25 protein-coding genes are annotated in these 26,630 nt (G+C 49.7%); 14 read left to right on the forward strand and 11 right to left on the reverse strand.

Going from position 1 to position 26,630, the window contains the following annotated elements; all coding sequences use genetic code 11:
* Positions 1-221 precede the first annotated feature (221 nt).
* The 4 genes from recF to dnaA form a co-directional block, all read right to left on the reverse strand.
* Positions 222-1,337, reverse strand: a complete 1,116-nt coding sequence (gene recF / locus EKM94_RS10195) for a DNA replication/repair protein RecF (RefSeq protein WP_125601396.1) — start codon at positions 1,335-1,337, stop codon at positions 222-224.
* Positions 1,338-1,571, reverse strand: a complete 234-nt coding sequence (gene yaaA / locus EKM94_RS10200; RefSeq protein ID WP_225422209.1) for a S4 domain-containing protein YaaA — start codon at positions 1,569-1,571, stop codon at positions 1,338-1,340. It abuts the gene before it with no gap.
* Between the two features lie 540 nt (positions 1,572-2,111).
* Positions 2,112-3,251, reverse strand: a complete 1,140-nt coding sequence (gene dnaN / locus EKM94_RS10205; RefSeq protein WP_125601399.1) for a DNA polymerase III subunit beta — start codon at positions 3,249-3,251, stop codon at positions 2,112-2,114.
* Between the two features lie 545 nt (positions 3,252-3,796).
* A complete protein-coding gene (gene dnaA, locus EKM94_RS10210) occupies positions 3,797-5,134 on the reverse strand; it encodes a chromosomal replication initiator protein DnaA (protein ID WP_125601402.1) in 1,338 nt (445 codons plus the stop codon).
* Between the two features lie 508 nt (positions 5,135-5,642).
* On the opposite strand from dnaA, the gene EKM94_RS10215 reads away from it, so the two are divergent.
* From EKM94_RS10215 to jag, 5 genes are all read left to right on the forward strand, one after another.
* A complete protein-coding gene (locus tag EKM94_RS10215) occupies positions 5,643-5,960 on the forward strand; it encodes a hypothetical protein (protein WP_125601406.1) in 318 nt (105 codons plus the stop codon).
* 413 nt (positions 5,961-6,373) lie between these two features.
* A complete protein-coding gene (gene rpmH, locus EKM94_RS10220; RefSeq protein ID WP_083479007.1) occupies positions 6,374-6,514 on the forward strand; it encodes a 50S ribosomal protein L34 in 141 nt (46 codons plus the stop codon).
* A gap of 65 nt (positions 6,515-6,579) precedes the next feature.
* Positions 6,580-6,936 (forward strand): ribonuclease P protein component, encoded by a 357-nt coding sequence (gene rnpA, locus EKM94_RS10225; protein ID WP_125601409.1) that lies wholly within the window; start codon positions 6,580-6,582, stop codon positions 6,934-6,936.
* A gap of 22 nt (positions 6,937-6,958) precedes the next feature.
* A complete protein-coding gene (gene yidC, locus EKM94_RS10230) occupies positions 6,959-7,798 on the forward strand; it encodes a membrane protein insertase YidC (RefSeq protein WP_225422210.1) in 840 nt (279 codons plus the stop codon).
* Between the two features lie 24 nt (positions 7,799-7,822).
* Entirely contained in the window at positions 7,823-8,710 is an 888-nt protein-coding gene (jag, locus tag EKM94_RS10235) for an RNA-binding cell elongation regulator Jag/EloR (protein WP_125601412.1), read from the forward strand.
* A gap of 72 nt (positions 8,711-8,782) precedes the next feature.
* Here jag and EKM94_RS10240 read toward each other — a convergent pair whose 3' ends face one another.
* The 5 genes from EKM94_RS10240 to EKM94_RS10260 all read right to left on the reverse strand — a co-directional run bounded on the left by EKM94_RS10240 (position 8,783) and on the right by EKM94_RS10260 (position 13,727).
* Positions 8,783-9,265 carry a hypothetical protein gene (locus EKM94_RS10240; RefSeq protein WP_125601415.1) on the reverse strand — a complete coding sequence of 161 codons (483 nt, stop codon included), beginning with the start codon at positions 9,263-9,265 and terminating at the stop codon, positions 8,783-8,785.
* A gap of 60 nt (positions 9,266-9,325) precedes the next feature.
* On the reverse strand, positions 9,326-11,482 hold the full coding sequence (locus tag EKM94_RS10245) for an ATP-binding cassette domain-containing protein (RefSeq protein ID WP_125601419.1): 2,157 nt from the start codon (positions 11,480-11,482) through the stop codon (positions 9,326-9,328).
* A 269-nt stretch (positions 11,483-11,751) separates the two neighbouring features.
* Complete coding sequence (locus EKM94_RS10250; RefSeq protein ID WP_125601422.1) at positions 11,752-12,426, reverse strand: hypothetical protein; 675 nt, start codon at positions 12,424-12,426, stop codon at positions 11,752-11,754.
* Positions 12,423-13,046, reverse strand: coding sequence for an ATP-binding cassette domain-containing protein (locus EKM94_RS10255; RefSeq protein WP_125601425.1), 624 nt, complete (start codon positions 13,044-13,046; stop codon positions 12,423-12,425). The genes EKM94_RS10250 and EKM94_RS10255 overlap by 4 nt, the downstream gene beginning before the upstream one ends.
* Positions 13,047-13,058: 12 nt before the next feature.
* A complete protein-coding gene (locus EKM94_RS10260; RefSeq protein WP_125601428.1) occupies positions 13,059-13,727 on the reverse strand; it encodes a DUF2705 family protein in 669 nt (222 codons plus the stop codon).
* Between EKM94_RS10260 and EKM94_RS10265 the strand changes: the two genes are divergently transcribed.
* The 4 genes from EKM94_RS10265 (at position 13,709) to EKM94_RS10280 (ending at position 17,456) form a co-directional block, all read left to right on the forward strand.
* Positions 13,709-14,836 (forward strand): ATP-binding cassette domain-containing protein, encoded by a 1,128-nt coding sequence (locus EKM94_RS10265; RefSeq protein ID WP_125601431.1) that lies wholly within the window; start codon positions 13,709-13,711, stop codon positions 14,834-14,836. The genes EKM94_RS10260 and EKM94_RS10265 overlap by 19 nt on opposite strands.
* An 818-nt stretch (positions 14,837-15,654) precedes the next feature.
* Positions 15,655-16,017 carry a BlaI/MecI/CopY family transcriptional regulator gene (locus EKM94_RS10270; protein WP_125601434.1) on the forward strand — a complete coding sequence of 121 codons (363 nt, stop codon included), beginning with the start codon at positions 15,655-15,657 and terminating at the stop codon, positions 16,015-16,017.
* A gap of 16 nt (positions 16,018-16,033) precedes the next feature.
* Positions 16,034-17,203: a M56 family metallopeptidase gene (locus EKM94_RS10275; RefSeq protein WP_125601437.1), complete on the forward strand. Its 1,170-nt coding sequence runs from the start codon at positions 16,034-16,036 to the stop codon at positions 17,201-17,203.
* Positions 17,175-17,456 carry a hypothetical protein gene (locus tag EKM94_RS10280; protein ID WP_125601440.1) on the forward strand — a complete coding sequence of 94 codons (282 nt, stop codon included), beginning with the start codon at positions 17,175-17,177 and terminating at the stop codon, positions 17,454-17,456. Before EKM94_RS10275 ends, EKM94_RS10280 begins: the two co-directional genes overlap by 29 nt.
* Positions 17,457-17,690: 234 nt before the next feature.
* On the opposite strand, the gene EKM94_RS10285 is transcribed toward EKM94_RS10280, so the two are convergent.
* The gene (locus EKM94_RS10285; RefSeq protein WP_125601443.1) at positions 17,691-17,996 is read right to left on the reverse strand and encodes a hypothetical protein; all 306 of its coding nucleotides are present in this window, start codon (positions 17,994-17,996) and stop codon (positions 17,691-17,693) included.
* 1,012 nt (positions 17,997-19,008) lie between these two features.
* Between EKM94_RS10285 and mnmE the strand changes: the two genes are divergently transcribed.
* Both mnmE and mnmG read left to right on the forward strand, forming a co-directional pair.
* Positions 19,009-20,394 (forward strand): tRNA uridine-5-carboxymethylaminomethyl(34) synthesis GTPase MnmE, encoded by a 1,386-nt coding sequence (gene mnmE, locus EKM94_RS10290; RefSeq protein WP_125601446.1) that lies wholly within the window; start codon positions 19,009-19,011, stop codon positions 20,392-20,394.
* A gap of 9 nt (positions 20,395-20,403) precedes the next feature.
* Complete coding sequence (gene mnmG, locus EKM94_RS10295) at positions 20,404-22,314, forward strand: tRNA uridine-5-carboxymethylaminomethyl(34) synthesis enzyme MnmG (protein ID WP_125601449.1); 1,911 nt, start codon at positions 20,404-20,406, stop codon at positions 22,312-22,314.
* A gap of 161 nt (positions 22,315-22,475) precedes the next feature.
* On the opposite strand, the gene EKM94_RS10300 is transcribed toward mnmG, so the two are convergent.
* Positions 22,476-22,736, reverse strand: coding sequence for a hypothetical protein (locus EKM94_RS10300; protein ID WP_125601452.1), 261 nt, complete (start codon positions 22,734-22,736; stop codon positions 22,476-22,478).
* Positions 22,737-23,176: 440 nt separating this feature from the next.
* Between EKM94_RS10300 and EKM94_RS10305 the strand changes: the two genes are divergently transcribed.
* From EKM94_RS10305 to EKM94_RS12480, 3 genes are all read left to right on the forward strand, one after another.
* Positions 23,177-23,878 (forward strand): glycerophosphodiester phosphodiesterase family protein, encoded by a 702-nt coding sequence (locus EKM94_RS10305; protein WP_125601455.1) that lies wholly within the window; start codon positions 23,177-23,179, stop codon positions 23,876-23,878.
* A gap of 329 nt (positions 23,879-24,207) precedes the next feature.
* Positions 24,208-25,773, forward strand: coding sequence for a ClC family H(+)/Cl(-) exchange transporter (locus EKM94_RS10310; RefSeq protein ID WP_379861088.1), 1,566 nt, complete (start codon positions 24,208-24,210; stop codon positions 25,771-25,773).
* Between the two features lie 542 nt (positions 25,774-26,315).
* Entirely contained in the window at positions 26,316-26,507 is a 192-nt protein-coding gene (locus tag EKM94_RS12480; RefSeq protein WP_164511199.1) for a hypothetical protein, read from the forward strand.
* The last annotated feature ends 123 nt before the right edge of the window (positions 26,508-26,630 follow it).

Here is a 26,630-nt window from a genome sequence, read left to right on the forward strand (position 1 = left end):
GCTGGGGGTGAGTCAGCCGCGATATTATTGTTGGCGATTTATCGCCTACAATAAGGCCGAGTTTTGAGATTTTCGGCGCACTTCCGAAAAGCTCAAAATCGTGCCCGCAGCGTTCCACCACCCCCAGCCCGACCTGGAGCCCCACCACATCTGCAATCCACCAACGCCACGCGCAGCGCAAGCTGCGGGCATCATTGAACCATGTTCACCGCCCCAACTGCCTACTCACGCTCGATCTGCCCCTGCGTCACCCGAAAGACCGTCGGCTGCCCAATGACCTCCTGCGCGACCCCATCCAAACTAGTAGTGGTCAAAAACGTCTGCACTTGATCCTGGATCGTGTGCAGCAAATGCGTTTGCCGCAAATCATCCAATTCCGACAACACATCGTCCAGCAATAGCACCGGCGCCTCGCCGGTTTTTTCTTTGATCATCTGGATCTCGGCCAATTTCAAACTAAGCGCCACTGTCCGTTGTTGCCCTTGGGAGCCAAATTCCTGCACATTCTGCTCGTTAACAATGAACCGAACATCATCACGATGGGGCCCGCTCAAGGTGGTGCCTTGCTGGATCTCCCGCTTTTGCAAACGCTGGTAATCCTGTTGTAAGAATTGGAAAATCTGATTTGAGCTGGTCAACTCGGCTTCTGGCAGCACGGTTTGGTACGCGAACTGCAATTCCTCGCGATTTTGGGTGATCTGGCGGTGTTCGGCGCTGGCGAAAGCGACCATTTGTTGCAAAAAAAGATGCCGGGTCCACACGATTTCGGCACCAAAACCCGCCAATTGATCAGACAGTACTTCCAAATAGACTCGGTCCTTGGCCTCGCCAAACTTAAGCTGACGCAAATAAAGATTTCGTTGGCGTAAAATACTGCGGTATTGGCTAATATTATAAAGATATTGATGGTCGATCTGGCCAAACTCCATATCAATAAAGCGGCGGCGCTTGGCCGGTGAGCCTTTGACCAATTCCAGGTCTTCTGGGGCAAACAGCACCACATTGAACTGGCCAACGTAATCAGATAAGCGCTTTTGATCCAAGTGGTTGACCCGCGCTTGCTTGCCCTTTTGGCTAATGACCAATTCTAAAGGCAAGGGACTGAGCCGCCGCTGGATCACCCCGCTGACCTTAGCAAAATCATGCCCCCATTGAATCAGCGATTTGTCATCCGTTGTTCGATGGGAGCGCGCTAGTGACAACACATAGATTGCTTCGAGCAGGTTCGTCTTGCCTTGCGCGTTCTCACCGATCAGCACGTTGATCTGCGGCGAGAATTCCGCCGTCAGCCGATCGTAATTACGGAAATGGGTCAGCGCAATTTGCTGGAGGTACATTTAGACCTTCACGATTTGGAAACGTTCGCCGCTAGCCAATTGCACGATGTCGTCGGGATAAAGCTTCTTGCCCCGTCGAGCCTCGGTGACGCCGTTCAACTGGACCGGTGTTTCCTGTAAATACCATTTGACCTGACCACCACTGCCGACAATGCCTTCTTCTTTCAAAAGCTGCGTCAAGGTCAAGTATTCGGTATCGATTTTGATTTGCTTGATTATTTTCGCCCCCAGCACTAGAATTCCAACTTTTTGTACTTCTAAATTATACACTTTTTTTGTGTAAAAAACAATTTAAACCGCAAATAAAGCCGTTTCAGCAAATATTAGTTCAAATAAGCCAGATAGCCTATTTTCGTTAAAATTGCTGAGAAGGGCTTTTTTTCTTGTTCTAGCGGAAAATCCACCTTTTTTTAAGCGCCACCCCACATCCGTGCCAAAACGTCATAGTGAATCCGCGCCTAGCTTAACTACTTAGCTCCCGCCAAACCCGCCCGCTGGCGCAAGAAAAATAAAAACCATTGATTAGGTTAATCAACGGTAACGCTTAAGTCTTAGGGGCTCGTCAAGATACCCCCAGCTTGCTACGCTAGCAATCTGACCTGTTTCCCGCTATTAACGGCCTTTTCTCACAATCACTAAAAATCAAAGTGTCGGTGCTGTTGTATCACAGACCCAACTGAAACCACTGATCACGCCAAAAAGCACGATAAAACAAGCCTGATTTTCCCGGAAAAAGGGTGAAATCAGGCTTGTGTGACGCTGAATAAAATTGGTCTAGTTGAAAGTTCGCACAGGTGTGATCAATTGGACAAAGTGCTCGCCATCCGCTGTCGGCACAAGCGTGAACGGCCGCAGATTGGTGGTGAAATTCAGGCTGATCTCGGCGGGTCCGAACGCCCGCAACGCGTCCTTCATGTAATCTGGATTGAAAGAAATATCCAGCTCATCCCCGGTTAACGCCGTGATCGTCAAGGCTTCTTCCACATTCCCCACATCTGGCGAGGTCCCGGACAGAATCGCCGAATTGTCCGCCGGGGTCAGCACGAGCCGCACCACATTGGCCCGACTGGCGTGGGACAGCAAAGCCGCCCGCTCGATCGCCGCCAAAAATGTCGAAGCGTTCAGTTGCAATTGCACATTGTGTTCGGTTGGAATCAACCGCGCGGTGTCCGGATAATTACCTTCCAGCAAACGGGAATAGAATTTCGTCGCGCCGAAACTGAAGAGGACTTGATTTTCGCTGATCCGCAGGGCAATGTCCCCACTTTGGTCGGCTAACATTCGGCTCAGTTCTTGCAAACTTTTGCCGGGGATCACCATGCGATAGGTGCTGGTAATGTCCGGTAAATCAAGCCGGCGTTGGGATAAACGATGGCTATCCGTGGCCACCGCCAGTAACCCATTGCCATCAATGGTGAAATTGACCCCCGTCAAGATCGGCCGGGTTTCCTGGTCTGAAACGGCCAAGACGGTTTGGTTGATCAAGTCCCGTAAAATATCAGCGCCGATTTTCAACTCGCTTTGATCTTCAACTTCAGGTAAGCGTGGAAAATCATTGGCGTCGATCCCGACAACGGTAAATTCGGATTTACCTGAAGTCAGCCGGGTCTGGTAATTGTCCCGAACTTCCAACGTGAATTCGTCTTCAGGTAAACGTTTGACGACTTCACCGAAGAAGCGCGCCGTTAAAACAACGCTCCCGACAGACTCAATTTGCAGATTTAATTCTTCATCACTGACAGGCATGAAAGTTTCAATAGAAATGTCCGAATTGCTTCCCGTCAAAAGTAACCCATCATTGGTCAGATCTAATTTGATCCCGGTTAAAATCGGAATCGTGGTTTTAGCTGGGATAGCCCGTGAAACATCGTTGAATGAACGGATAAAACTGTTCCGATTGATTGTGAATTTCATAGTGGTTCCTCCTCGGTTTGTCTTTAATAAAGCTATAGTATTTTTAGTATTAGTATTAGGGCCTGTGGAACCTGTGGAAAAGTCCGGTGACGAATCACTCGTGACCAATTTTCACTGTGGATAACTTGTGGAGAATTCTGGGGACACTTTTTTAGTTATCCACAGGACGGATTTTTGATCCCTGCACAAAGTTGTCCACCGGTGGACAATTATAAAGGAGAAAAGTGGGGAATGGCGAGTTGTAAAATCATCGTTAGTCTAATGCTGGAAATTAACCCGTTGCGCTCCGCACTTTCTACCGAAATGTGCTCACCACCCCAGCTCCCTGCGCTTAGCTACGCAAGGCTTCCGGAAGCGAAGACCGCTTCCAAAATCCTTGCTAGGCTAATGCTCAGGAGCTAACCGGGTCGGTTCGCACTTTATTGAAACGTGCTCACCACCCCAGTGCTTTCCGCTTAGCTACGTCACTGTTCCGGGAGCTAAAACCGGCTCCCAAAACAGTGACTAGGCTAATGCTCAAGCACTACCCGGTGTGGTTCGCACTCTTAATTCTGTAGTAGTTTTTGGAGGTCGCTGACTTGTTTTCTGAGTTCGGAATCGCGTTTGATGTTGGTGGCGATTTTTTCGTGGGCGTGGATGACGGTGGTGTGGTCTTTGCCGCCGAATTCTTTGCCGATTTTTGGTAGGGAGTTGTCGGTGAGTTCGCGGGCGAGGTACATGGCGATCTGGCGGGGTTCGACGATGTTTTTGGTGCGTTTCTTGCCGGTGATGTCGGCGACTTGGAGGCGATAATATTGGGCGACGACTTCTTGGATGCCGCTGATCGACAGGCCGCGTTCGGCGGAAAGTTCTTGGAGGCCTTGGAGCGCGGCCATGGCGTTTTCCAGGTCAATGTCGATCTTGTTGATGGTGCAGTAGGCCTGGACGCGGACGAGGGCGCCTTCCAGTTCGCGAATGTTGGTGTCGATCTGGCTGGCGATGTAGCTGAGGGTCTGGTCGTCGATTTCTAGGCCTTCCGCTAAGGCTTTGTTGCGCAGGATCGCGATCCGGGTTTCCAAGTCCGGTGGGGTGATGTCGGCGGATAAGCCAGACCGGAAGCGGGAAACTAAGCGGTCTTCCAGCTTGGGGATCTCGCTGGGGATCCGGTCAGAAGTGAGGACGATTTGTTTTTTGTTTTCATATAACTTGTTGAAGGTGTGGAAGAATTCTTCCTGGATCGCCTCTTTGTCCGCGAAGAACTGAATATCATCGACCAGCAAAAGGTCAACCGAGCGGTATTCGCGGCGGAAAGCCTCTTGGCGGCGGGTGCGGATCGAGTTGATCAAATCATTGGTGAACTCTTCGCTGGTGACGTATTTGACTTTGGCGTCAGGATTGCGGCGCAGCATTTCGTTGCCGATCGCCTGCATCAAATGGGTTTTGCCCAAACCCACGCCGCCGTAAATGTTCAAGGGGTTGTAAATCTCCCCAGGTTCTTCGGCCGCCGATAACGCCGCTGCTTGCGCCAGATAGTTGCCGGCGCCGATCACGAAATTATCGAAAGTATATTGGTCGTTTAAATGGGTGTCATGCCCGTAAACCGCTTTTTCGTCGTTATCCAGTGTCTGCGTTTGCCCTTGATTTTGGTTGGTGAGTTGGTTGGGCAAGCGGAGTTTGATCGTCATGGCCTGTCCGGTCAATTCTTCGAGGATCGTTTGGGTGGGATCCAATAAATGCTCATTCCAATAATTTAAGTGAAACTCTGAGGGCAGTTCAAGGACAAGGGTATCGCCGGAGATTTCGATTGGTTTAACGGAGGCAATCCAGGTGTTGTAGCTGACCGGCTTAAACGTTTTCTTAAGCTCGGCGCTGAGTTGTTGCCATAGTAATTTCGTACTATCCATGAATTTAGCCGCCTCTTTCTCCATCTTAAAAATAAATCGTAACTTAATTCTAGCATTTACTAAAAAAGTTTTCCACAGGTTTTTAGCTAGACCAATAAATTACGCACAGATTGCGGCTAATTTGTCCACAGGCTTGTGGACAAATTAAGGCAACGCCAACGAAAATAAAGTTATCCACAGCTGGGTGTGAATAACCAGCGCCGTCACGACTTGTTTTCATGAAAATATCCACCGAAAAGCGAGTTGTGGAAAGCGTTGCGCACCAAGCTGTGGACAACTGGAGTTATCCACATTTGCAGGGGACAAGTGGAATCAAGCGGTCCAACAATCCACAGGGATAATCCCAAGGAATGGTCCAACTTGTGGATAAGTAAATTGGCGATTTCAGCCTGATGAAATCGCCGTTTTAGGGCGCTTGGCCAGCGGCAAAATAGGTCGCTGAGAATTTCCCAAGCTGGTTGTCTAATCCGCAGAAAATGTTAGAATGAAAGTGAATAAAGGAATAAAAATGAAATCATTAAAAAATGATCGCCACCGGTGGCGCTTTGCCTGGCGGAGTGGCTTGATCAATACAGGCTTGGTCTTATTGGGTTATTTGTTGGGGTGTCTGCTCAGCGGGTTGTTAGGCGCCATTTGGGGCCAAGGTTTAGTGGTCGCCACGCTGGATCATTGGCGGGATCTGACCTTGACCCAAGGTGGCGCGATCAGCAGTTATCGCCAGCTCTGGTGGCGGCTTAACGGGCGCGGCATCCTGATCACGGTGGCCGCGACCACCTTATTACTGACCGGCTTGCTGACCCACGCCAAAAGTGACCGGGCCAACTAAAGGAATCACCAAGCCAGTCTGCCTGGCGCCCCCGTTTTTCTTGACCATCTTTTTGGATTCGTGTTTTTCTGATTTCGTGTTTTCTGATTTTGTGTTTTCTGATTTCGCATTTTTTGAATTCGTACTTTCTGATTTTATTTTCTCTGATTTTATTTTTTCTGATTTCGTGTATCTTGAATTCGTATGTTTTCTTGAATTCGCTTGTTTTTCGCCGCTTCGCCTCGATTTTCCACCTGAATGACGACTAAAACGCAACTTTTCAAAAAAAACCTGACGGAAACCCGAGAAATCTGTTTATTTTTCCAGAACTGTATGATAGTATGGATAAAGTAATTGCGCTTGAAGAACATATCAGAATTATTTCGAAACGATCTTCATGGTGTATCCACTTATATTTGGGAGGTGCCACACACATGACAACAAAACGGACATATCAACCTAAAAAACGTCATCGTCAACGCGTTCACGGTTTCATGAAACGCATGAGCACGAAAAACGGCCGTAGAGTATTAGCAAGACGTCGTAGTAAAGGTAGAAAAGTTTTATCTGCTTAAGGCCACTGAGTTTCAGTGGTTTTTTTTATTAGTTTATTTCGCGAGACAAAGATGGGAACGGCGTTATGCAGAAACGGTATCGGATCAAACGAGAAAAAGAATTTCAAGAAGTTTTTGCGGCTGGCCACTCCAAGGCTAACCGCAATTTTGTCGTCTATCAAATCAAGAAACCGGGGCAGACACATTACCGCGTTGGCATTTCTGTGGGCAAGAAAGTCGGTCACACCGCGGTTTGTCGCAATCAGATCAAGCGTTATATTCGTCAAAGTTTATTGGAATTATCCGATCAATTACCCGGCGATGTGGACTTTTTAGTGATCGCCCGCGCCAATGCGAAAAATTTAGATATGAAAGAGACTAAAACTAATCTCATCCATGTGCTAAAATTAAGTCAGTTGTTGCTTGAAGCACAAGCAGAATAATTCGATTCGTGAGGGAAAATTAGTGAAGAAACGCTCGCAGTTAAAGAAAATCATTTTACTGGTCGCGATCCTGAGTTTGGTTCTGGTCTTGACCGGCTGTTCTAATTTGAATGAGCCAATTACCAAGAGTAGCGCGGGATTCTGGGACCATTATGTCCTGTACCCCTTCTCTTGGTTTATCTTGAAGATCGCTTCGATCTTAGGCAACAGCTACGGCTGGGCCATCGTGGTCTTTACGATCATCGTGCGGATCGTGTTGTTGCCGCTGAACCATTTCAGCACCAAGAACATGAAGAAGCAACAGGAGATCCAACCAGAATTACAAGCGCTCCAAAAGAAATATTCCGACAAAGATGTGGAAACACAGCAGAAGTTGCGGAGTGAGACCCAGAAATTGATGTCCGAAGCTGGCGTCAATCCCATGATGGGTTGTTTGCCAATGCTGATCCAGATGCCATTCATGTACGCCTTGTACCAGGCGATCTGGCGCACCGAGGCGTTGAAGCAAGGGACGTTCCTCTGGATGCAATTAGGGGAGAAGGATCCCTACTACATTATGGCGATCCTGGCCGGTTTGTTCACGTTTTTGAGCACCTACATCAGTAACCTGTCCATGCCGCAAAGTGGTTCGACGGGTAAGATCATGATGTATGTGATGCCGTTGATGATCATCATCCCCGCTTTGAATATCGCTTCGGCGATGTCCCTGTACTGGGTTGTTTCCAACGCGTTCCAAGTGGTTCAGACGTTGATCTTACAAAACCCATTCCAAGCGAAACGGGAACGGGAGGCCAAGGAAGCGGAAGCCAAGGAGAAAGAGAAGGCTTTACGGCGCGCCTGGAAACGAGCGCGGCGCCGCTAATCGAGAAAGGGGTCGCTCAACATTATGGCACAGTATGAAGGAGTTACCGTGGCCGCGGCAGTTGAAAAAGGTTTAACTGCCTTGGGCCTGGAGGAAACAGAAGCAACGATCACGATCCGCCGCAAAGAAGCGAAAGGTTTCTTAGGCTTAGGGCGCAAAACCGCCCTGGTCGAAGTCGAGATTTCGGCGGAAACCGTCGCGCGGCGGCAAGCGGCGCAGAAGAAGATCGAAAAAGAAATGCGGCAAAATATCCGCACCGACGCGCAAAATGATCCGCAACGGCGCAGTGGCCAGCCAGCCGCTAAAGCCAGCGCGCCGACGCCTGCGTCAGCGACCGCAACCGCGGTCAAACCAGTGACACCAGCGCCGGCCGCGCCAGTGGCCCGCCCCGCGGCGCAACCAGCACCGGTCGCAACCGCTGAAACTGAAAATCGCAATGACGAACAAGCCGTCAAAGACTTGGCCTTATATTTGACTGATCTGACCCAACGCTTAGGCGCGCCATCTTTGGTGCGGATCGATCGGAAAAGTGATGACCGCCAAATCGTCTTTCATTTAGATACGGCGAAAGAAGGACTCCTGATCGGCAAGCATGGTCGCTCGATCAATTCCTTGCAGTACATCAGTCAAACCTTCTTTAATCACCGCGGCCGCACGCATCAGGCGATCGTGCTCAACGTTGGCGATTATCGCGAGCGCCGGGAACGCGTTCTGGCCTCAGTCGCCAAGCGCACCGCCCGCAATGTGATCGCCGATCATCAAGCGGTTTATTTGGATCCAATGCCGTCCTTCGAACGCAAGCAGATCCACACCTTGTTAGCGGACAGCCCCTATGTGGAAACCTATTCCGAAGGGGTCGATCCCGAACGCTATGTGGTGGTTGTCCCGCGCAAAACCGTTAAATTACCATAATTCACGCTACCAAAAAAGAGTAGGTCCCGCAGAAGTTTATTTCTGAAGGGTCCCACTCTTTTTTATTATGGCTCATTCTGATTTGATTGGTAAGTCCCGGCGCTGATCATACTTGGTGGCGTCGGTATAGTTCTCCTGTCTCGTCGCGCCCTGACCACAAATTTCCGCTCCGCTGACAAGGTAATAATTCTTGATTGGCGTGTTTGTCCCGAACTCTCGATTGATGGTATCGGTAATATCAAAATGGACTTGGCTATTCTGTTTGAAACTGAAAACTTCCATGATATAAATATAGGCGTCATTACCAGATTGGGTGCCATCCACGACGAAGATCCGCCGATGCTTGCTGATATCAGCGTCACCCTTGAGCCACAAGCGATTATCCTTTTGAACAAGCTCGATTTGATCAAGTTTATCTAGGGCGATCACTTTCTTGGTGCTTTCCCGATAGCGCAACATCAAGTAACCACCTGCCACTAGCAATGCAATCACGCCCACGAAGGTTAGAAGAATCTTGAGACCCCGATACTTGCCATGGCGCTTTTTCTTATTCATTGAGCTTCAAACCTTTCTGGACAAGCGATTATTTTAGCGTTCAGTCGCTTAAATACTTGATCAGTGATTCAAATAATACTTCAGGTTCTTCTGCTTGACCCCACTGATCCCCCACAAGATCGAGATCAACAGCATCATCACGACCAGGAGGAACAACGCCCCAATATTTTCGGGAGCGAACAGGTAGATAAACAAGCGGGCGCTACTTAATTTACTTAGCAGAAAGCGATTGAGTAAGGCGCAGATACCGCAAGAAATAAGGAAGTAAGCGCCAAACAAGAGCCCGTTCTCCAATGCGATCACTTGGAAGATATCTTTGCGCTGATAACCCAGGCTGTATAAAATCGCCAATTCACGACTACGGCCGTTGATATAACTCTTATTCAAGAAACAGATCAAGACACCGGCAATCAAAGCAATCGCCACAGAACCACCAATCAGGTTCCAAATCAACCGCTGATAGATGGCGCCCAGCTCACCATGGCGGAGATCTTCCTGAGAAGTGATCTTGTAAGCGGGGTACTTCGTTTGTAATTGTTTCGTCAACTGCGGGACGTCGGTGTCGTGAGCAGCCACGATCAACATTCCTTGATAGCCGGTACCGACAGCCTGCTCGTATTGCGTGTAACTCGCGATGAGGCTCTGGCTGACCGCGGCGGTAGCCTCATCCTCAGTCAGGAGATCACGATAAAATTGGTAGGTTTCCTTATCTAGGTAGACGGTCTTTTCATCTTCAGCGGCATAACCCACATAAATTGGGTACTTAGCGCTCAAACCATGGGCATAGTCGGTATTGTAAACGCCAGCGATTCGGTAGTGATGTTTCTTAGTTTGGCGATTTTTCCGAACATTTAGGGTTATGGACTTCCGCAAGACTTGGCGCAGATCCGTGGTGTGGTACTTCTGCAAGACAAGGACGTCAGGAATCAAGATCTCGTCGCTGCGATCATGGGGATAGTTCCCTGCGACGAGGTCAATGTTGGCTTCATTGAAGTCGCGAATGACTCGTTGGGGCGTGGACGACATGTTGAATTCAAAGGTGATCTCATCAAGCTTATTATTCAGCCGTTGATAACGTTGGATCAACGGGTCGAATTCTGCCGCTAAATAGGTCAATTTGAGTGTGTTCTGATGAGAATCATATAAGTTGACCCCACCTGGATTGAAGGGCGTCACACTTGCCACCCCGGTCAACTTACGCGCCGCGGTAAGGTCGGCCTGGGAAAACCCGATCCGCTTGCCATCGAAGGAACTCACAATGCCCTCCTTACGATAACGGGCATGGGTCTTTCGATTCAGATCTTGCGTATTCAGTGTTATTGCCCGCTCACTGATCCCGCCGAATGAATTCTTAAAGGATAAGGTCGAGCTGGCGCGAAAAGCCGTAAAGCTTAGAATAAAGGCAGAAATAATAATAATGATCGGGATCGCTAAGAAAAATAAACGCCGCTTGGTATGGCGGAGATTCGTCCAGGTATAGCTGAACAGATGTTTCTTGGCGGCCGGAGGGATCGTCGTTGGTGTCGCTGAGATGATCTCCCTTGAAACGTCATCTGGCGCCTCTTCTGGTCGGCTGCCCTTTGTCAAAATCAATTGCTGGTCTTGTAATTGATAGACCACGTCGGCGAACTCCGCCACCTGCGGATCATGGGTAATGATCAGAATCATGATTCCTTGTTGGCGTAATTGATCCAAGTAGGTCATCGTCATTTCGATATTCTCTTGGTCAAGGTTACCGGTGGGTTCGTCCAGCAAGAGAATCTTCGGTTTAGCGATCACCGCGCGGGCGATGGCCAGTCGTTGTTTCTGACCACCACTTAAGTCAGCGACGATCGCCGTCTTGAATTGGGTCAACTTCATGGTAGCGAGCACGGTTTCGATCTGTTGGTCCGAATAATCGCCAGACAAATGTAAATTGTCGTAAACCGTTAAGTTCTCCAGCAGTTTGTAATCTTGGAAGACCATCCGCATTTCTTGTTCGCGAATGATCGCCCACTGCTTCTTGGTCAGTTCAGCCGCATTGTGCCCCAGTAGCTGATAATGGCCTTGATAATCGTTATCCAGGCCGAAAAGAATATTGAACAGCGTGCTCTTACCACTGCCGCTGGGTCCGATCAAAGCATAGATTTTCTGAGGTTCGGTGAAACTGGCATTGGCTTGGTCCAGCACCACTTGCTGCTTGTATCGTTTCGAAAGTCCGGTCAATTCAATCATCATTACTCATTTCACCTGCGCTAATCTGTGATCGATCGCTATCTAAAAAGGAGCCAAGCTAATTTGGCTCCGCAATTCAAAAGCTGGATCTGATCAATTACTTCACAATAAAGTGTAGCATTAAAATCGTTACCAGTAAACGCTTTCTCGGGATTTTATTCAGCTAATATTGTTCATTAACGAAGGCGTAACTATCGAAATGGGTGGAATATCACAAAATTGTGGTGATATGCGCCACCCAATAGTTTTATTGAGGCTTAGGGATCCGCAAGTTAGTCTCGGTTGATCATCAGTTCGAGTTGGGCAATGGCTCGATTTTCTACTGGCGGCACGATCGCGAGTAGGTCATGAGGTTTCAATTTGAAATGGGCGGTTTGCCCAGGTAATAGCTGGGTGCCCCAGCTTGGGCCGTCCGTAGAAGTCGTTTTGTTCTTGGATACAACTTGAACGAGCAAAGCGAACTTGGTTGAACTGTTCTGATTACGGCGCCAAGTAATGGTGTAGTCACCACTGGCAATTTCCGCCCCCGCTAAATAATTCCCATAGGTATTTGTCAAGATACACTGACCAGCGGTGAACACCAACGGGCTAAAGCGGGCGGGCTTGAATTGAACCCGCCCGCTTCCCTGGAAAGACAAGTGTTCAGCGGGATTGTAGAATTGATTCTCCAAGCGTTGTCCACTGGCGAGACCGTTAACGCGCCCGCCAGTAACGCTGAGATCATAGTAACCTGGCGGGAAGTCCTGACCAGCTACGCGCTCTGCCACCGCTTTAGAAGCTCGGGCTTGATAGGTAAACGGTTTGGCGGTATTCTTCGCCACGCTACGTAAAAGTGAAGCGCTGTTCTGATTCAGATACTTGTGGTAGAGGCGTCCACCAAGACAGATCAACAATAGCGTGACCACCACCCAGAAGAGCCGTCTGCGTTGGCGTTCTTGGGTCTTCATTGCAAATGACCCTCTGCCATCTCATAAACCACATCGGCTAGAACAGCCAGATCTTCTTGGGAATGACTGGCGATCACAATTGTCGCGCCGCGTTTCTTCTCGGCCAAAAGAATCTCACGGACCTGCTCAACACCATCGGTATCGATCGCGTTGGTTGGTTCATCCAGGAGGATCAAATCCGGGCGTTCAAAGATTGCTTGGGCGATGGCCAAACGTTGGCGCATCCCCAATGAGAATTTCTTGACGATTCGTTGATCGGCTGGATCCAGACCGACCCGCCGGATCGCGGTTTCAATGTCAGTATCAGATGCGACTTTCTTGATTCTGGCCAGTAGTTGCAAGTTCCTCATGGCGGTATGTTCTGGCAGCAGGTTATCATTTTCAATCAGAATGCCTAGACTTGGTGGGAAATCAATTTCGTCGTGAAGTGTTTGGTCGTTGATGATGATCTTACCCGTGTCGATATTGATCAGTCCAGCGATTGCCCGTAATAGCATTGTTTTGCCGGCGCCGTTCTTACCACGAAGGCCATAGATGTAGCCAGCTTCAAAGTTGACGGAGATCCGGTCCAAAATAGGTTGCCCTTTGATTGCTTTGCTAATTTGTTTGACTTCGATCATCTTGATCCTCCTCTAAATTAAATCCATTTGTTCAAACCGTCTTTGACCCCAAGCCAGCGCTGCGATGAGGACAAGCCCCAGTGTAAGCCAATAGGATCCGGGCTGACTGATCCGACTAGCCATCAACGCGTTGGGAAAGAGGATCAGCGTCCAGGGACTGCGATAATCGATTCCTGTAATTGAAAGCGAGACAAGCACGTATATATTGAGCCCAAGATAACCGATCAAAGGGGACACATACAGGGAAATAAGAAATTGGATCGAGAACAGCACTAGAAAGGTCATTAAAGACAAAGCCAAGTTTGGCAAATCAAGCGGCCAAAGTGGGAATTGCCGGATTGCCCGCGTCAGCGTATAGACCAGTAATAAGAAGATTAGGATACCCATTTGACTGAGGATGCGGTGGCAATAAAGTTGCCAATAGGAGATCCGGCGACCAGCTTGGCGCACGATTCGTTGCGCATAAGGCCCGTGCAGCCGAGTATTGATGAAATCCAATTGAATCGCCGTTGTTAGGATAATGGGAAAAAGCCAGAGCCGCATTAAGTATTGATTGGCCGCGATTGGCAACCCGTCAGTGAAGAAATACGCTTTCCCTGACTCTAAACCGGAAAAAGTACATCCATAGATAATGACCGGGATGATCGCGGCGATTAGCCAGCATGATGATCGTGATCCCAATGTTGTTCAACAAACAGTTAACGGCAGTGACGAAGCGTATCTCCGCCTCAAACCAGGAGTTGATCGCCTCCTTGAATGATTGGTTGGGCGGGCTGTTCGAGTTGCGTTGGAATGGGGCGGCCAAGAAACTTTGGACCCGGATCAGCCCTAAAGCCAAGGCGTTAGAAGACAGTTATGTCAAGAATGAGACCGTGGATAGTTGGATCGGCTTCTTTGGCAACATTACCGGGACGATCTCCCAATTCGCCCTGATTCTATTGGCCAGTTATCTGTCTACTCGTGGTCTGGTCACCACCGGGGTCGTGGTCAGTGTCGGCGATTTCATTTATTTGATTTTTACTGGTTTGGTGACTATGAGCAATAACATTACCAGTCACATCTCAGGTAAGGCAATCAGTGAGAAGTACCAGCACTTGTTGCAGACGAAGCAACCTGCGGACACGGAGACGAACAAACAAGTGTTAGCTGGTCAGCCCCAGCTGGTTAAAGTCGCTGATTTGAGTTACGAATATCCGAATAAGACGATCAAATTCCCTGATTTCACCATCAAAGAAGGCAGTAAAGTGGCGATCGTTGGCCCCAGCGGTGTCGGGAAAACCACGTTGATGGAGATCCTGAGTGGTGAACTGACCGGTTATCAAGGTGTCGCCCAGATCAATGACCTGGATATAAAGAATATCGATCAAGAATCACTGCGCGAGAAAATCGGGATCATCCCCCAAACCAGTCACGTGTTCAAGACCACGATCGCCGAAAATGTGCTCCTGTTTGATGAAGGCCTCAAGACCGAACTAGCGCCAACGCTGGAGAAAGTCAACTTAGCGGCCACGGTCCAGGGCATGACTGACGGGGTCGAAACCGTGGTCGATCCGGCCAATGGCACCATGTCTGGTGGCGAGATGCAGCGGATCTCCTTGGCCCGGGCTCTGATTCGCGGCAAAGAATTTCTGATCATGGACGAGGGGACTTCAGCTTTAGATGAAGCCAACGCCCGTGACATCGTTCAGCGCCTATTGAACCAACCAGAGATCACGCTTCTAATGGTCACCCACACCAGCGATCATCAGTTAGTGGCCCAGTTTGATCAAGTCATCAAATTAGGAGCTTGAGTTTTGGCTCGCCTGGGCACTGCTCTCGCCGAAAGTCAGCCCAGATTACATGGCGGTGACCGATTTACGAGAGAATCTCCTCACATTGGCAAGGGTCACGGGGCGCGTTTAACCCAGTCATTTCGTCCAATTCCAGTTAGAATATTTGCTTAGATAGATGCGTACAAAATTCCAATGAAACTTCGAAAGAAACTTCGAAAGAAACTTCGAAAAAAATTCCAATGAAACTTCGAAAAAAACAGAGATTCTTTCAAGGCAGCAATCGCAAAGCTTGCTGTCTTGAGAATCTCTGTTCTTTTATGTACCCAAGCGGCATTTGGCTGGGGCCCCCAACTTGGGCCGCCCGTAGAAATCGTTGCGTTCTTGGCAACAACTTGAACGAGCAAGGCGAACTGGGAGTCAGACCTTCAACATCAGAGTCACAAAAACACGCCGATTGGTACCGATCAACAGGCAATCGGAACTAATCGGCGTGTTTCCTGTTGCTGCTTCCGAAATTAAGCTTGGTTCTCCTGGAGCCGCGCGCGAAGTAGGTAAGTGATGATCAGCAGGATCAGTTGGTTAAACAGCGCCCACAGCGAGCTCACCCCGAATTTCGCAGCGCAAGCCGCGGCCAACCTACTTTTGCTAGGTTAATGCTCAAAGTCAACCCGTCCGTTGCGCTCCGCACTCTTTCTTGTCGCAACAATTGATTTTATAACCGAATTAGTGTAAACTTAGCTTAGAAAATATTATTACGGCATAAGCTGTTTAAACGACGATAAAGATTATTCAAATCGTTGGCTGGACAGAGCCAAAAAAATTTGGAGGTTTTGATCATGAAAAAATATTCTTTTACAAAACGGGAACTTCAGGTTTTACAGATCTTATGGGGGAGTGAGAACGCTTTATCCGCCAAAGAGATCGCTGGAGCGGAACCGGGGTTGAGTCAGAATACGGTCTTGACGGTGTTAAAGAAGTTGCTGGCTAGTAAGTTCGTTGAGACTTCAGGCGTGACCTACAGTGGTACGGTGTTGGCGCGGCAGTTTACGGCGGTTCTGCCTAAGGAGGAATATCTGGAGTCCTTGGTTTCCCGTCAAGAAATGATGAAAGTCGTTTCTAACTTCATTGGGGATAGTTCCGATAATGAATTGGATGCGTTGGAGGCTTATATCAAAGAGAAACGTCAAGATAACAAATAGGTGAGGGGGTGCTTAAATGCAATTTTCCTTATTTTCTTTGTTCATCTCGTTGACGATGGTCTTTATCTTGGTTGTGTTGTTCCACCTGATTCTTAATAATTCCGTTCTTTTTAAGAGTTTCCGCGTTGATTTCTTATTGGCTTTCTGTGTGGTCTTGGTGCTTAGGATTCTGTTTCCCTTGGAGTTCCGAAGTACGCACACCCTGTTCTCCACCAAAGCGCTGCCGGTGATCTATACCTGGTTGCGTCAGCCGGTCTCACTTGGCGGGATTCATTTGACGCTCATCCAGCTCTTATTGGTCCTGTGGATCGTTAGCGCGGCTTGTTATCTGCTCGTTTGGACAGTGAAACAGTTGGTGACCGTGGGGAGAATCCGGAAGCTCTTTAAGGGCGTCACGCCAGAACAATATCAACCGGCAGGGGCGTCCGCTCGCCCGGTCAAAGTGTACGACATTGAGAGGGAGTTCTCCCCATTCATGATGGGCTACTTTCGGCCGGTGATCGTGATTCCGAGATTCCTTAGAGATTCACCGGATCTACCATTTGCTCTGTACCATGAATGGCGCCATATCAGGAACAAGGATGCTTGGGTCAAATTATTGATGGGGCTGATCAGCTGTGTCTATTGGTGGTTTCCGCCGATCCACTGGTTTGAGAAACAATTGATGTTGGTGCTCGAGATCCATGTGGATACGCAAGTGCAGCGTCATCTTGGCAACGGTGAGAAGGACTATCGATACGCGGAGAGCTTGATTGATGTTTCACGTCACCTAAATCAGCACACGGCCAACCAGAAACATGCTTCGTCGTTTCCACCGAATCTATCCTCAGCTTTCGTGATCGATGAAAAGGCCACCTTAACGAAACGGATCAAATTCCTGTTGGAGAAGCATCCAATCAAGCACACCCGCATCCTGACGCTCCTCTTCACGGTGGCGCTGATGTATACGGCGACGGCGGTCATCGTGGTGCCTTATTACACGGATTCGGAACTGATCAAAGGTACTGGGGTGATCTCTGAAGATGGCAAGGCCGAGGACTATATTCTTAAGCGGGGCCCGACTTACTATTTGATCCTAGATGGTAAGAATTACGGTAGGATCACGAATATTCATGACGAAGCTGTTAATGGGCTTGAAATCAGAGAGGAAGAAGAAAATGACGATAAGAACGCTCCAACAGAGTAAATGGCTCTATTTAGCGGCGGCGTTCCTTGCGTGGGGTATCGTGACGCAACAGGAAACGCATCAAGTCGCGGCGGCCACGACGACAGAGGTCGCCAGTAGCGTGATGAATCAACCGGACGTTGAGCTGGATACGACGTACGCGGCGCAGGCGGCCAATATTAAATGGCGCTTTAAGACTGTGAATGGTGTTGTCTATAAGAGACAATATAATATAACAACTGATTCTTGGATCGGGAAATGGGTACGATTCTGACAAACCTTGGTTGCTCATTAGGTTTGGCAGCGCGCGATTGTTACTGGATAAACAGCTAAACGCAATTATGTTAGTGATCGACATTACAAAAACTGCACCTCACCAGAAAACCGGTGAGGTGCAGTTTTGATTTTTTGCTAAATAATTAGGGTGCATCGCTACAGCTACGCTAATTAGATGAATCGCTCATTCCTCAGTCAGATTGATCGTTAGATCCGTTACCTGGATGGGCAATTAAATCTGCTTCCTGAGGAAACTCAACTTACTTAAGTCAACGATCAGCGTGATCGCTGAAGCCAACCACAAAAGCACACTAACAATGATTAAGACAAGCATCTTAGTTTCAAAGGTGTCATGATAACTCACCTCAGAAATAACGGGATAGATATCTTGGATGAAGAAAAGGCTCGAGCTGATCAGAGCAAGACACCCGGCGAAGATAGATGCATTCAGATATCGCTTAGTCAGGAAAACAATCGAGCTGATCAGTGCAGCTAAAGCGATGATCACTTTAGCGAATTGGAGTGCAACCAAGAGCAAGCTTACCACCGTCCTCTCAAGCGGATTGATTATGGGCCTAAATTCATTAGCGTGCGGTCATCCTGTCAAGCCAGACCGAATCGTTTATCATGGTGGCTGTGTCCGACAAACACGCTTCGATCCATTAAAGCGGCGTCTACTGACCGTCGTCAAGCAAAACGCAGGCGCTCTGAGCCAAGCTGGATCTTAATGTGAAATCGATTTCACAGGTAGTATAGCATGCGTTCCTAATCACGTCAATCTTTTTTCGTTTTATAATTTATTTAATAATAGGAAAAGATGGAAGTGGTTGTGGTTCACATTGTTAGCGGTAGTGAGTTTGGCGTTCTTGGTGGCCTGCAAGCGGGGGAGTGATTTGATGAAATCGGTATCAATATGTAAAAACATTCATTTTATATTGTCATTAGAGAATACATGTGATATAATGAATAAAAGGATAGAAAGTTTTTTTGAAATCGGTCTATGTAAAAAAATTGGAAGAGGTATCTTCCGCGCGGACTTTATCAATGTTCAGGACGGCAAACATGCTTCGATAGGAGGTATTTAAATGATAGGCGATACAATGGTGATTTTGGCGGCGCTGGTAATCGTGATTGTGCTACTATTGATTTTGACGATTGCTGTGCTACATTTGGTCAAGAAAACTAAACAGTAGAGAGAATTCTCGCCATGGTTCTGATTGGCCATCAGGATCATGGCGTTAAGTGTTTCTAAGGCGATGTTTGTTTTCGCCGCGCAAATTCTGTGAGGCGACGATTTTCTTGTCAAGCCTTTAACTCGGCGGTTCACGTGGACACGGGCATTAAACAGACGGCAAGAATACGCGGGTAAACCTGGGGCCGACCATTGTTTGGGTAGGTTGGCGCTTTACTTTTCGGCCATTTTGGTTTATATTATTCCTACAAGTTAAGCGATAAAGTAGTCAAAGTGCTTTATCTACGCGGCGGGACTGATCGGCGCGTAGATTTTAGGCACTTTTTTTATGGTCAAAAATCAAGAAAGAGGTTTTAACATGGCAACGGTCACGGAATATGATACGATCACGGCGATCTCGACGCCGCCTGGTGAAGGGGCGATCTCGATCGTGCGTTTGTCTGGGGAGCAAGCGGTCGCGCTGGCGAATCGGGTCTTTCGCGGGGCGGATCTGACCCAAGTGGCCAGTCACACCTTGCATTATGGGCACATTATCGACCCAGCGGCTCACGAGGAACTGGATGAGGTGATGGTCGCGGTGATGCGGGCGCCCAAGACATTCACCCGCGAAGATGTGGTCGAGATCAATTGCCATGGGGGCATCGTTTCGACTAATCGGATCTTACAACTGTTATTGGCTGTGGGCGCGCGGATGGCGGAGCCCGGCGAATTCACCAAGCGAGCTTTCCTTAATGGGCGGATCGATTTGACCCAGGCGGAATCGGTGATGGATCTGATCCGGGCCAAGACGGACGCGGCGATGAAAGTGGCGTTGAACCAGCTGGACGGCAATCTGGAGCACTTGATCAAGAATTTGCGTCAGGAGATCTTGCAAGTGTTGGCTCAAGTCGAGGTCAATATCGATTATCCGGAATATGACGAAGAACAACTGACCGCGCAAATGTTGCGGGAGAAAGCGGAGACCGTTCAACAAGAGATCAGCCAATTGCTGGCCACCGCCGGTCAAGGCAAAATTTTGCGTGAAGGCTTGGCGACGGCAATCATTGGTCGGCCTAACGTGGGCAAGTCCTCATTGCTAAATTACTTGTTGCATGAGGACAAGGCGATCGTCACCGATGTGGCCGGAACGACCCGAGATGTGTTGGAGGAATATGTCAATGTCCAAGGGGTGCCGCTGAAATTGATCGACACCGCCGGGATCCATGACACCGAAGACAAAGTCGAGAAGATCGGCGTGGCCCGCAGCAAGAAAGCCTTGGCGAGCGCAGACCTGATCATCTTGGTCCTGAATGGCAGTGAGCCTTTAACGGCGGCGGATCGGGAATTATTACAACTGACTAGCCAACAGAAGCGGATCATTGTCTTGAACAAGGCGGATCTGCAAGCGGTCACCACGCAAACCGAATTGACCGCGTTAGGTGTGACCAGCGCGCCTTTGGTGGTTTCGGTCAAGGATCAAGCCGGTTTGGATCGGCTGGAAACCACGATCAAAACCATGTTTTTCGGCGGGATCGAGAATCAACAAAAGGATATCCTGGTCTCCAATAATCGTCAGATCGGCTTGTTGCGTCAGGCGCAACAGGCGTTACATGATGTTTTGGCTGGCTTAGACGCGGGCTTGCCCGTTGATCTGGTCCAGATCGACATGACCAATTGCTGGGACAAATTGGGCGAGATCACCGGCGAAAGCGCGCCGGACGAATTGATCACCCAGCTGTTCAGCCAGTTTTGTTTAGGAAAGTAGGAAGTCAACGTGGAAGTCAAGCAGTATAGTTCCAAAGAATATGACGTGATCGTGGTCGGCGCAGGTCATGCCGGCTGTGAAGCCGCGTTAGCCGCCGCCCGCATGGGGCAGAAAACCTTGTTGTTGACGATCAATCTAGATATGGTCGCTTTCATGCCGTGCAATCCTTCACTAGGTGGCCCCGCCAAAGGCACCGTGGTTCGCGAGATCGACGCGTTAGGCGGACAAATGGGGCAAAATATCGACGCCACTTATATTCAAATGCGGATGTTGAATACAGGAAAAGGTCCAGCAGTACGGGCTTTACGTGCGCAAGCAGACAAGGCCGATTATCATGCGGTTATGAAGGACACCTTGGAGAATGAACCGAATCTAACTTTGCGCCAAGGCTTGGTCAATGACCTGATCGTGACCGACGGGGTTTGTCGCGGCGTGATCACGGCGACCGGCGCTTGTTACGAAGCGAAAAGTGTGGTTTTGACCGCGGGGACCTCTTCTCGGGGCAAGATCATTATTGGCGAATTGACCTACTCTTCTGGGCCCAACAATTCGCTGCCTTCGATCAAATTGTCTGAAAGTTTGGAGCGCTTAGGCTTCAAGTTACGCCGTTTCAAAACCGGCACGCCGCCGCGGGTCGATGGGAATACGATCGACTACGACCAGACTATCGAGCAACCTGGCGACAAGCAACCTAACCACTTCTCTTATTTGACGCCGGATTCAGCCTACGTCAAGGATCAGTTATCCTGCTGGATGACTTATACCAATGGCGCCACGCACCAGATCATTCGCGATAACTTGGACCGCGCGCCCATGTTCTCGGGGATCATTGAAGGGGTCGGCCCGCGTTATTGTCCGTCAATCGAGGACAAGATCGTTCGTTTCGCGGATAAGCCGCGGCACCAATTATTTTTGGAGCCAGAAGGTCGTCACACAGAAGAATATTATGTGGGTGATTTCTCAACCTCGATGCCGGAGGAGATCCAGCTGAAGATGTTGCATTCTGTCGCCGGTCTGGAACACGCCGAGTTGATGCGGCCCGGTTACGCCATTGAATATGACGTGATCGAACCGTGGCAATTGACCCATACACTGGAAACGAAAGTCGTGAAGAACCTCTTCACTGCCGGCCAAATGAACGGGACTTCAGGCTACGAAGAGGCTGGCGGTCAGGGTTTGATCGCCGGAATCAACGCCGCGTTACGAGCGGCAGGCCGCCCCGCAGACTTCACCTTAGGCCGCGACGAAGCCTATATCGGCGTGATGATCGACGATTTGGTCACCAAAGGCACCAACGAACCCTATCGGCTCTTGACCAGCCGCGCCGAATACCGGTTGATCCTGCGCCACGACAACGCTGACCTCCGCCTAACAGAAAAAGGCCACGAGCTAGGCTTGATCTCCGCCGACCGTTACCAAGCCTTCCGCGTTAAACAAGCCGCGATCACCGCAGAACTCCAGCGTCTCGCCAATGTCCGCATCAAACCAGGTCAGGCTGGGGTCCAAGAATTATTAGCGGCCAAGGAAATGGCGCCGTTGAAAGATGGTCTTCTGGCCAGCGAATTCTTGAAACGCCCCCAGATCAGCTATCAAGACGTGGCGGCCTTGGTCGGTCCCGGCGCGCCAGCCGTTGATCGGTACGTGCAAGAACAAGTTGAGATCCAGTTGAAGTACGCTGGCTACATTCACAAAGAAGAACAAAAAATCGCCCGCCTGCGCCGCCTGGAAGCCAAGAAGATCCCCGAGCGCTTGGATTACGCGGCGATCAATGGCCTTGCCACCGAAGCGCGCCAGAAATTGACCAAGATCCAACCGGAAACCTTGGCCCAAGCGTCCCGGATCAGTGGCGTCAATCCCGCCGACTTGGCGATCCTCAGCGTCTACATTGAGCAGGGCCGGATCGCGAAAGTCGCCAAGTAGTCCGCCAACGCGTCCGCACGCAGGCTCATAAGAAAAAAAGAACCACGATTGGAAATCTTCGCGAGATTTCCAATCGTGGTTCTTTTTAGATGAGGGGGGTTCAGCGAACTTGTTGGTCGCGTGACTTAACCGATCGCTGCCGCAAATGCTTGGTCAACTGATTATTTATTTGGTTCGCGGGCAGGGGGCGTTTCTGCCGCGATGCTGTTCTCCAAGTCTTCATATTTGACCCGGAGTGTGTACAGTTTGATCACGGCAATATTATTGGAAACTACAAAAAGGTCACTGAAAAAAACGTCTGACCAAGTGCCAACAGGATTAATAATGGATAACACCACAATAATCACCGTCATCACGGGCAGAACGTGGCGAGTACGCGTCAATTTTTCCCGCGTCGTCAAGTTTGTCCAAAGAATTTTCATTTCTGACACTCCTTTTATATGATAAAAAATGATCAATACTCATTCTTATTATATCACTAAAAAAAACTATAACAACATAAAAAGGAAAAACACATAAATAATAATCGAATTAGAGCAGTTATTATGAATCAGCTGTCATGAATCAGCGAACCAGGATCAGCCCTCATGAATTAGCCAACCTGAATTAGTTATCATGGGCCGGCGAACTCGAATCCGCCAACCTGAATCGGTTATCATGGGCCAGCGACCCCGAATCGGTAAACCCTAATCAGCAAACCCGAATCAGTCACCATAAAGTCACCAGACATCCGCCGGACGGCTTGCTCTAAATTCCTAAATCTCCCGTGAATAAGTCAGACGGTAAGATTGTTTTTTCGATCAGAAGCGGTATACTGCACCTAGAATGCTCGGCGCGCCGAGCCAGTGAGGGGTTAATGATCATGACATTTAAGCTTTTTGGCCATCGTGGCTATCCAGCACGTTTTCCAGAAAATAGTTTGGCCGGTTTCCGCTACGCCGCCGCGCATCACTTCGCCGGCGTGGAGACCGATGTTCAGTTCAGCCGCGACGGCGCGCTGATTGTGATGCATGACGAATGCTTGGACCGGACCACCAATGGTCATGGGCAGCTCCATGACTATACCTTGGCCCAATTACGTCAATTCCATTTGGCCAATGGAGAGCCGGTGCCTACCTTGGCCGAAGTTTTGACGATTTTCGCCGGTAGTCAAGTCGCCTTGAACATTGAATTCAAGACGGGAAATCTCCGCTATCCCGGCATTGAAGCGGCAACCCAAGCCGCCGTGGTGGCCCATGATTGCGCGGCGCAAACCCTGTATAGTTCCTTCAACCCGGACAGCCTGGTGACCATCGCCAAAATCGCGCCCCAACAAGAGCGCGCGTTATTAGTGGAAGGAAACGCGATCCCGGCGTGGGGACAAGTCGGTCAGCTGGTCACGGCGCTGCACAGCGACACTTATTTCCCGGATCTGGCGGTACCACAACGATTGTGGACGATCAATGATCCGATCCAAATGCAACATTTAGCTAGTCAACCTGGAGTGATCGGGTTGATCACGGATCGTTATGAGCAGGCCAGTGAGTTGGTGCCGCAAGCGCGGACGGCGGTTGCTGCTTCGTAAATCTACGTTTGATTGCAGGTTTTGGTGGGTGTGGGCGGGGACGCAACCGCCTCAGGACGTTTGTCGTGGCTGGAACGCGGTGGGCACTGTTTTGAGCCAATCCGCAAAGTGCGCGGCTTGTCTCAAAATCGTGACCGCCGCGTTCCACCACCCCCAGCCCGACCTGGAGCCCCACCACATCTGCCAACCACCAACGCCACGCGCAGCGCAAGCTGCGGCCAATCTACTTTTAGCATAGTAGCTCACATCGATTTAATTAGACAACGCCGTAGCCGCAATTGCCCGGGCGCCTTGACCAATCACCGTTTTGGGGTTTAAATAGAATTGAGGTGTTGACGGTGCGAAAACTACGGGCGACTTTAGATACGACCCATGTAAGTTATATTTTCAAAGGATTATTAGTGGGACTGATTGCCGGTTTAGGGGTCAGTCTTTTTCGCTTATTGATCGAAGAATCGTTGCGAGGCTGGCGGTTCCTCTATGGCCGCGCTCACGGCAACGGTTGGTGGCTGGTGCTGATCGTGGCGCTATTGGTGTTGATCGGCGTGATCAACGTGGTGCTGATCAAGCAACAGCCCCACATTATGGGCTCAGGGATCCCCGAAGTCGAGGCGCAGTTGGAGGGGAGTTTGCAACTTCACTGGTGGTCGATTTTGTGGCGGAAATTTGTCGGTGGGGTCTTGGCGATCGGCGCCGGCCTCTTTCTCGGGCGTGAAGGTCCCTCGATCCAGTTGGGTTCCTCGATCGGCGAAGGCTTCGCGGCTTTGACCAAGGAAAAAGGCACCGACGCCCGCGTGTTGATCGCGGCGGGAGCGGCCAGTGGCTTATCGGCGGCGTTCAACGCTCCGATGGCTGGGACGATGTTCGTGTTGGAAGAGGTCTACCATAATTTCTCGCCGCTGGTCTGGATGACCGCCTTGTCCGGGGCAGTGGGTGCCAATTTCGTGTCCTCCAATTTCTTCGGTTTAACGCCGGTCTTGCATCTGGAGTACGCGGATAATTTTCCCTTGGCGTTATACTGGCACCTGATTTTATTGGGGATTTTCCTTGGGGTGATGGGCATCGTGTACCAGCGCATCCTGTTGTACATGCCCAAACTTTATGAGAAAATCGGCAAACTTCCGCGGTACGCTGACGGGATCGTGCCCTTGTTATTGGTCACGATCGTTGGTTATTACTGGCCGCAAACGCTAGGCGGCGGCAACGGCTTGATTTTGAGCTTAGCCCAGCAACAACCGGCGGCGTTAGTGGTTTTCGGGCTCTTTAGTCTACGGTTTATTTTCTCAATGATTTCTTACGGGTCCGGTCTACCTGGGGGCATCTTCCTGCCGATCCTGACTTTGGGCGCGCTCTTAGGCGATTTCTACGCGGTGATCATGGTCAACTTGCACCTTTTGCCCAAGGCGTTGATCCTCAACTTGGTGATCGTGGCCATGGCCGGTTACTTCGCCGGGATCGGGAAAGCGCCCTTCACCGCGATTCTGCTGATCACCGAAATGGTCGGGAATTTAAGCCATTTGATGCCGCTGGCCGTGGTGTCCTTGACCGCTTATTTGGTCGTTGACCTGCTAGGTGGCGCGCCGATCTACGAATCCCTAGCTGCGAAAATGACGCTAGACCAGAAATTGGCCAAATTGACCGGGCGCAACGACCGCATCGAGATCCCGGTTTTCGAAGGCACACGGTTCGTCGGCTTGCAAGTGCGCGATGTGGAATGGCCGACTAACACACTGCTGATGTCGATCCACCGCGGTTCTCGGGAAGTGATCCCCAAGGGTGACACCGAGATCCTCGCCGGCGACACCCTGGTGATCTTGACCGACCACAACCAACGCGCCCAAGTCAAAAAGGAGATCATCGCCCTCAGCCAACAACCTGACCGCGTACGAATCTGAAAAATTGGCGGGCCTCTACTTGAGCTAATTGTCCAATAACTCGCGCCAGAATTGACAGGAATCAAACGACCAGTCATCAGGGCAACCGAATTTGCCAGCCCAGCCAGCTGAAAGCAATCAAACTGGAAACAATCAGCTGACACAGCCCAGTGGCACTCAAACTTCCAGCAAAGAACCAACCAATCTTAAACCAGACGAAAAAAATCAGCGGCAGTCGCTAAAAAAACGACTGCCGCTGATTCTTTTTATGTGGCGAGGCTCGGCCGAAATGGTTTTTCCAAATTGAAATCAAGCCAATTTGTCTTTGGGGCTGATATATGGTAACACCACCTAGTTTGAAGACTAGATCGGTTCATCTTGTGCGATTTGAACCACTTTATTCACCGTTCAAGCAATCCCTAGTGAGAACGGACAATTAGCAAGACCTTACGCTAGTTCCGCAGACAAGCTTTACTGGTGTCGCCAATTTAAAGATTGGAACCACTAACCACGATCTTCAATGGCGTGGCGCCACATTATTTGAACACAGCAAATCAGTTGGCGTGCGTGCTCAAACGACTGTTAAAACGTTGAGCGGCTGGAGCGGAGCGAATCGGGGTGAGATCGCCGTCAACCTGTTGTGTTCCGCGTTGAAACGTGTTCGCCGACCTAGCTTCCTGCGCTTAGCTACGCAATTGTTCCGGAAGCAAAGTGCGGCTTCCAAAACAATTGCTAGGCTAATGCTCAGAAGCTGACCAGGTCGGCTCACACTCTGTTTTGAAACGTGCTCCACACAACTGACTTATGCGCTTAACTACGCCAGGCTTCTGGAGGCAAAGCCCAACCTCCAAAATCCTGGCTAGGTTAATGCTCAAAGT

Source organism: Lapidilactobacillus achengensis, assembly GCF_003946655.1.
In the GTDB taxonomy this organism is placed as follows: domain Bacteria; phylum Bacillota; class Bacilli; order Lactobacillales; family Lactobacillaceae; genus Lapidilactobacillus; species Lapidilactobacillus achengensis.

Bases quoted from the DNA above. Each gene is read 5' to 3' on its own strand.
- recF (WP_125601396.1), bottom strand. From the start codon at position 1,337: ATGTACCTCCAGCAAATTGCGCTGACCCATTTCCGTAATTACGATCGG.
- dnaN (WP_125601399.1), bottom strand. From the start codon at position 3,251: ATGAAATTCACAATCAATCGGAACAGTTTTATCCGTTCATTCAACGAT.
- dnaA (WP_125601402.1), bottom strand. From the start codon at position 5,134: ATGGATAGTACGAAATTACTATGGCAACAACTCAGCGCCGAGCTTAAG.
- EKM94_RS10215 (WP_125601406.1), top strand. From the start codon at position 5,643: ATGAAATCATTAAAAAATGATCGCCACCGGTGGCGCTTTGCCTGGCGG.
- rpmH (WP_083479007.1), top strand. From the start codon at position 6,374: ATGACAACAAAACGGACATATCAACCTAAAAAACGTCATCGTCAACGC.
- rnpA (WP_125601409.1), top strand. From the start codon at position 6,580: ATGCAGAAACGGTATCGGATCAAACGAGAAAAAGAATTTCAAGAAGTT.
- jag (WP_125601412.1), top strand. From the start codon at position 7,823: ATGGCACAGTATGAAGGAGTTACCGTGGCCGCGGCAGTTGAAAAAGGT.
- EKM94_RS10240 (WP_125601415.1), bottom strand. From the start codon at position 9,265: ATGAATAAGAAAAAGCGCCATGGCAAGTATCGGGGTCTCAAGATTCTT.
- EKM94_RS10245 (WP_125601419.1), bottom strand. From the start codon at position 11,482: ATGATGATTGAATTGACCGGACTTTCGAAACGATACAAGCAGCAAGTG.
- EKM94_RS10250 (WP_125601422.1), bottom strand. From the start codon at position 12,426: ATGAAGACCCAAGAACGCCAACGCAGACGGCTCTTCTGGGTGGTGGTC.
- EKM94_RS10255 (WP_125601425.1), bottom strand. From the start codon at position 13,046: ATGATCGAAGTCAAACAAATTAGCAAAGCAATCAAAGGGCAACCTATT.
- EKM94_RS10265 (WP_125601431.1), top strand. From the start codon at position 13,709: ATGATGATCGTGATCCCAATGTTGTTCAACAAACAGTTAACGGCAGTG.
- EKM94_RS10270 (WP_125601434.1), top strand. From the start codon at position 15,655: ATGAAAAAATATTCTTTTACAAAACGGGAACTTCAGGTTTTACAGATC.
- EKM94_RS10275 (WP_125601437.1), top strand. From the start codon at position 16,034: ATGCAATTTTCCTTATTTTCTTTGTTCATCTCGTTGACGATGGTCTTT.
- EKM94_RS10280 (WP_125601440.1), top strand. From the start codon at position 17,175: ATGACGATAAGAACGCTCCAACAGAGTAAATGGCTCTATTTAGCGGCG.
- mnmE (WP_125601446.1), top strand. From the start codon at position 19,009: ATGGCAACGGTCACGGAATATGATACGATCACGGCGATCTCGACGCCG.
- EKM94_RS10300 (WP_125601452.1), bottom strand. From the start codon at position 22,736: ATGAAAATTCTTTGGACAAACTTGACGACGCGGGAAAAATTGACGCGT.
- EKM94_RS10305 (WP_125601455.1), top strand. From the start codon at position 23,177: ATGACATTTAAGCTTTTTGGCCATCGTGGCTATCCAGCACGTTTTCCA.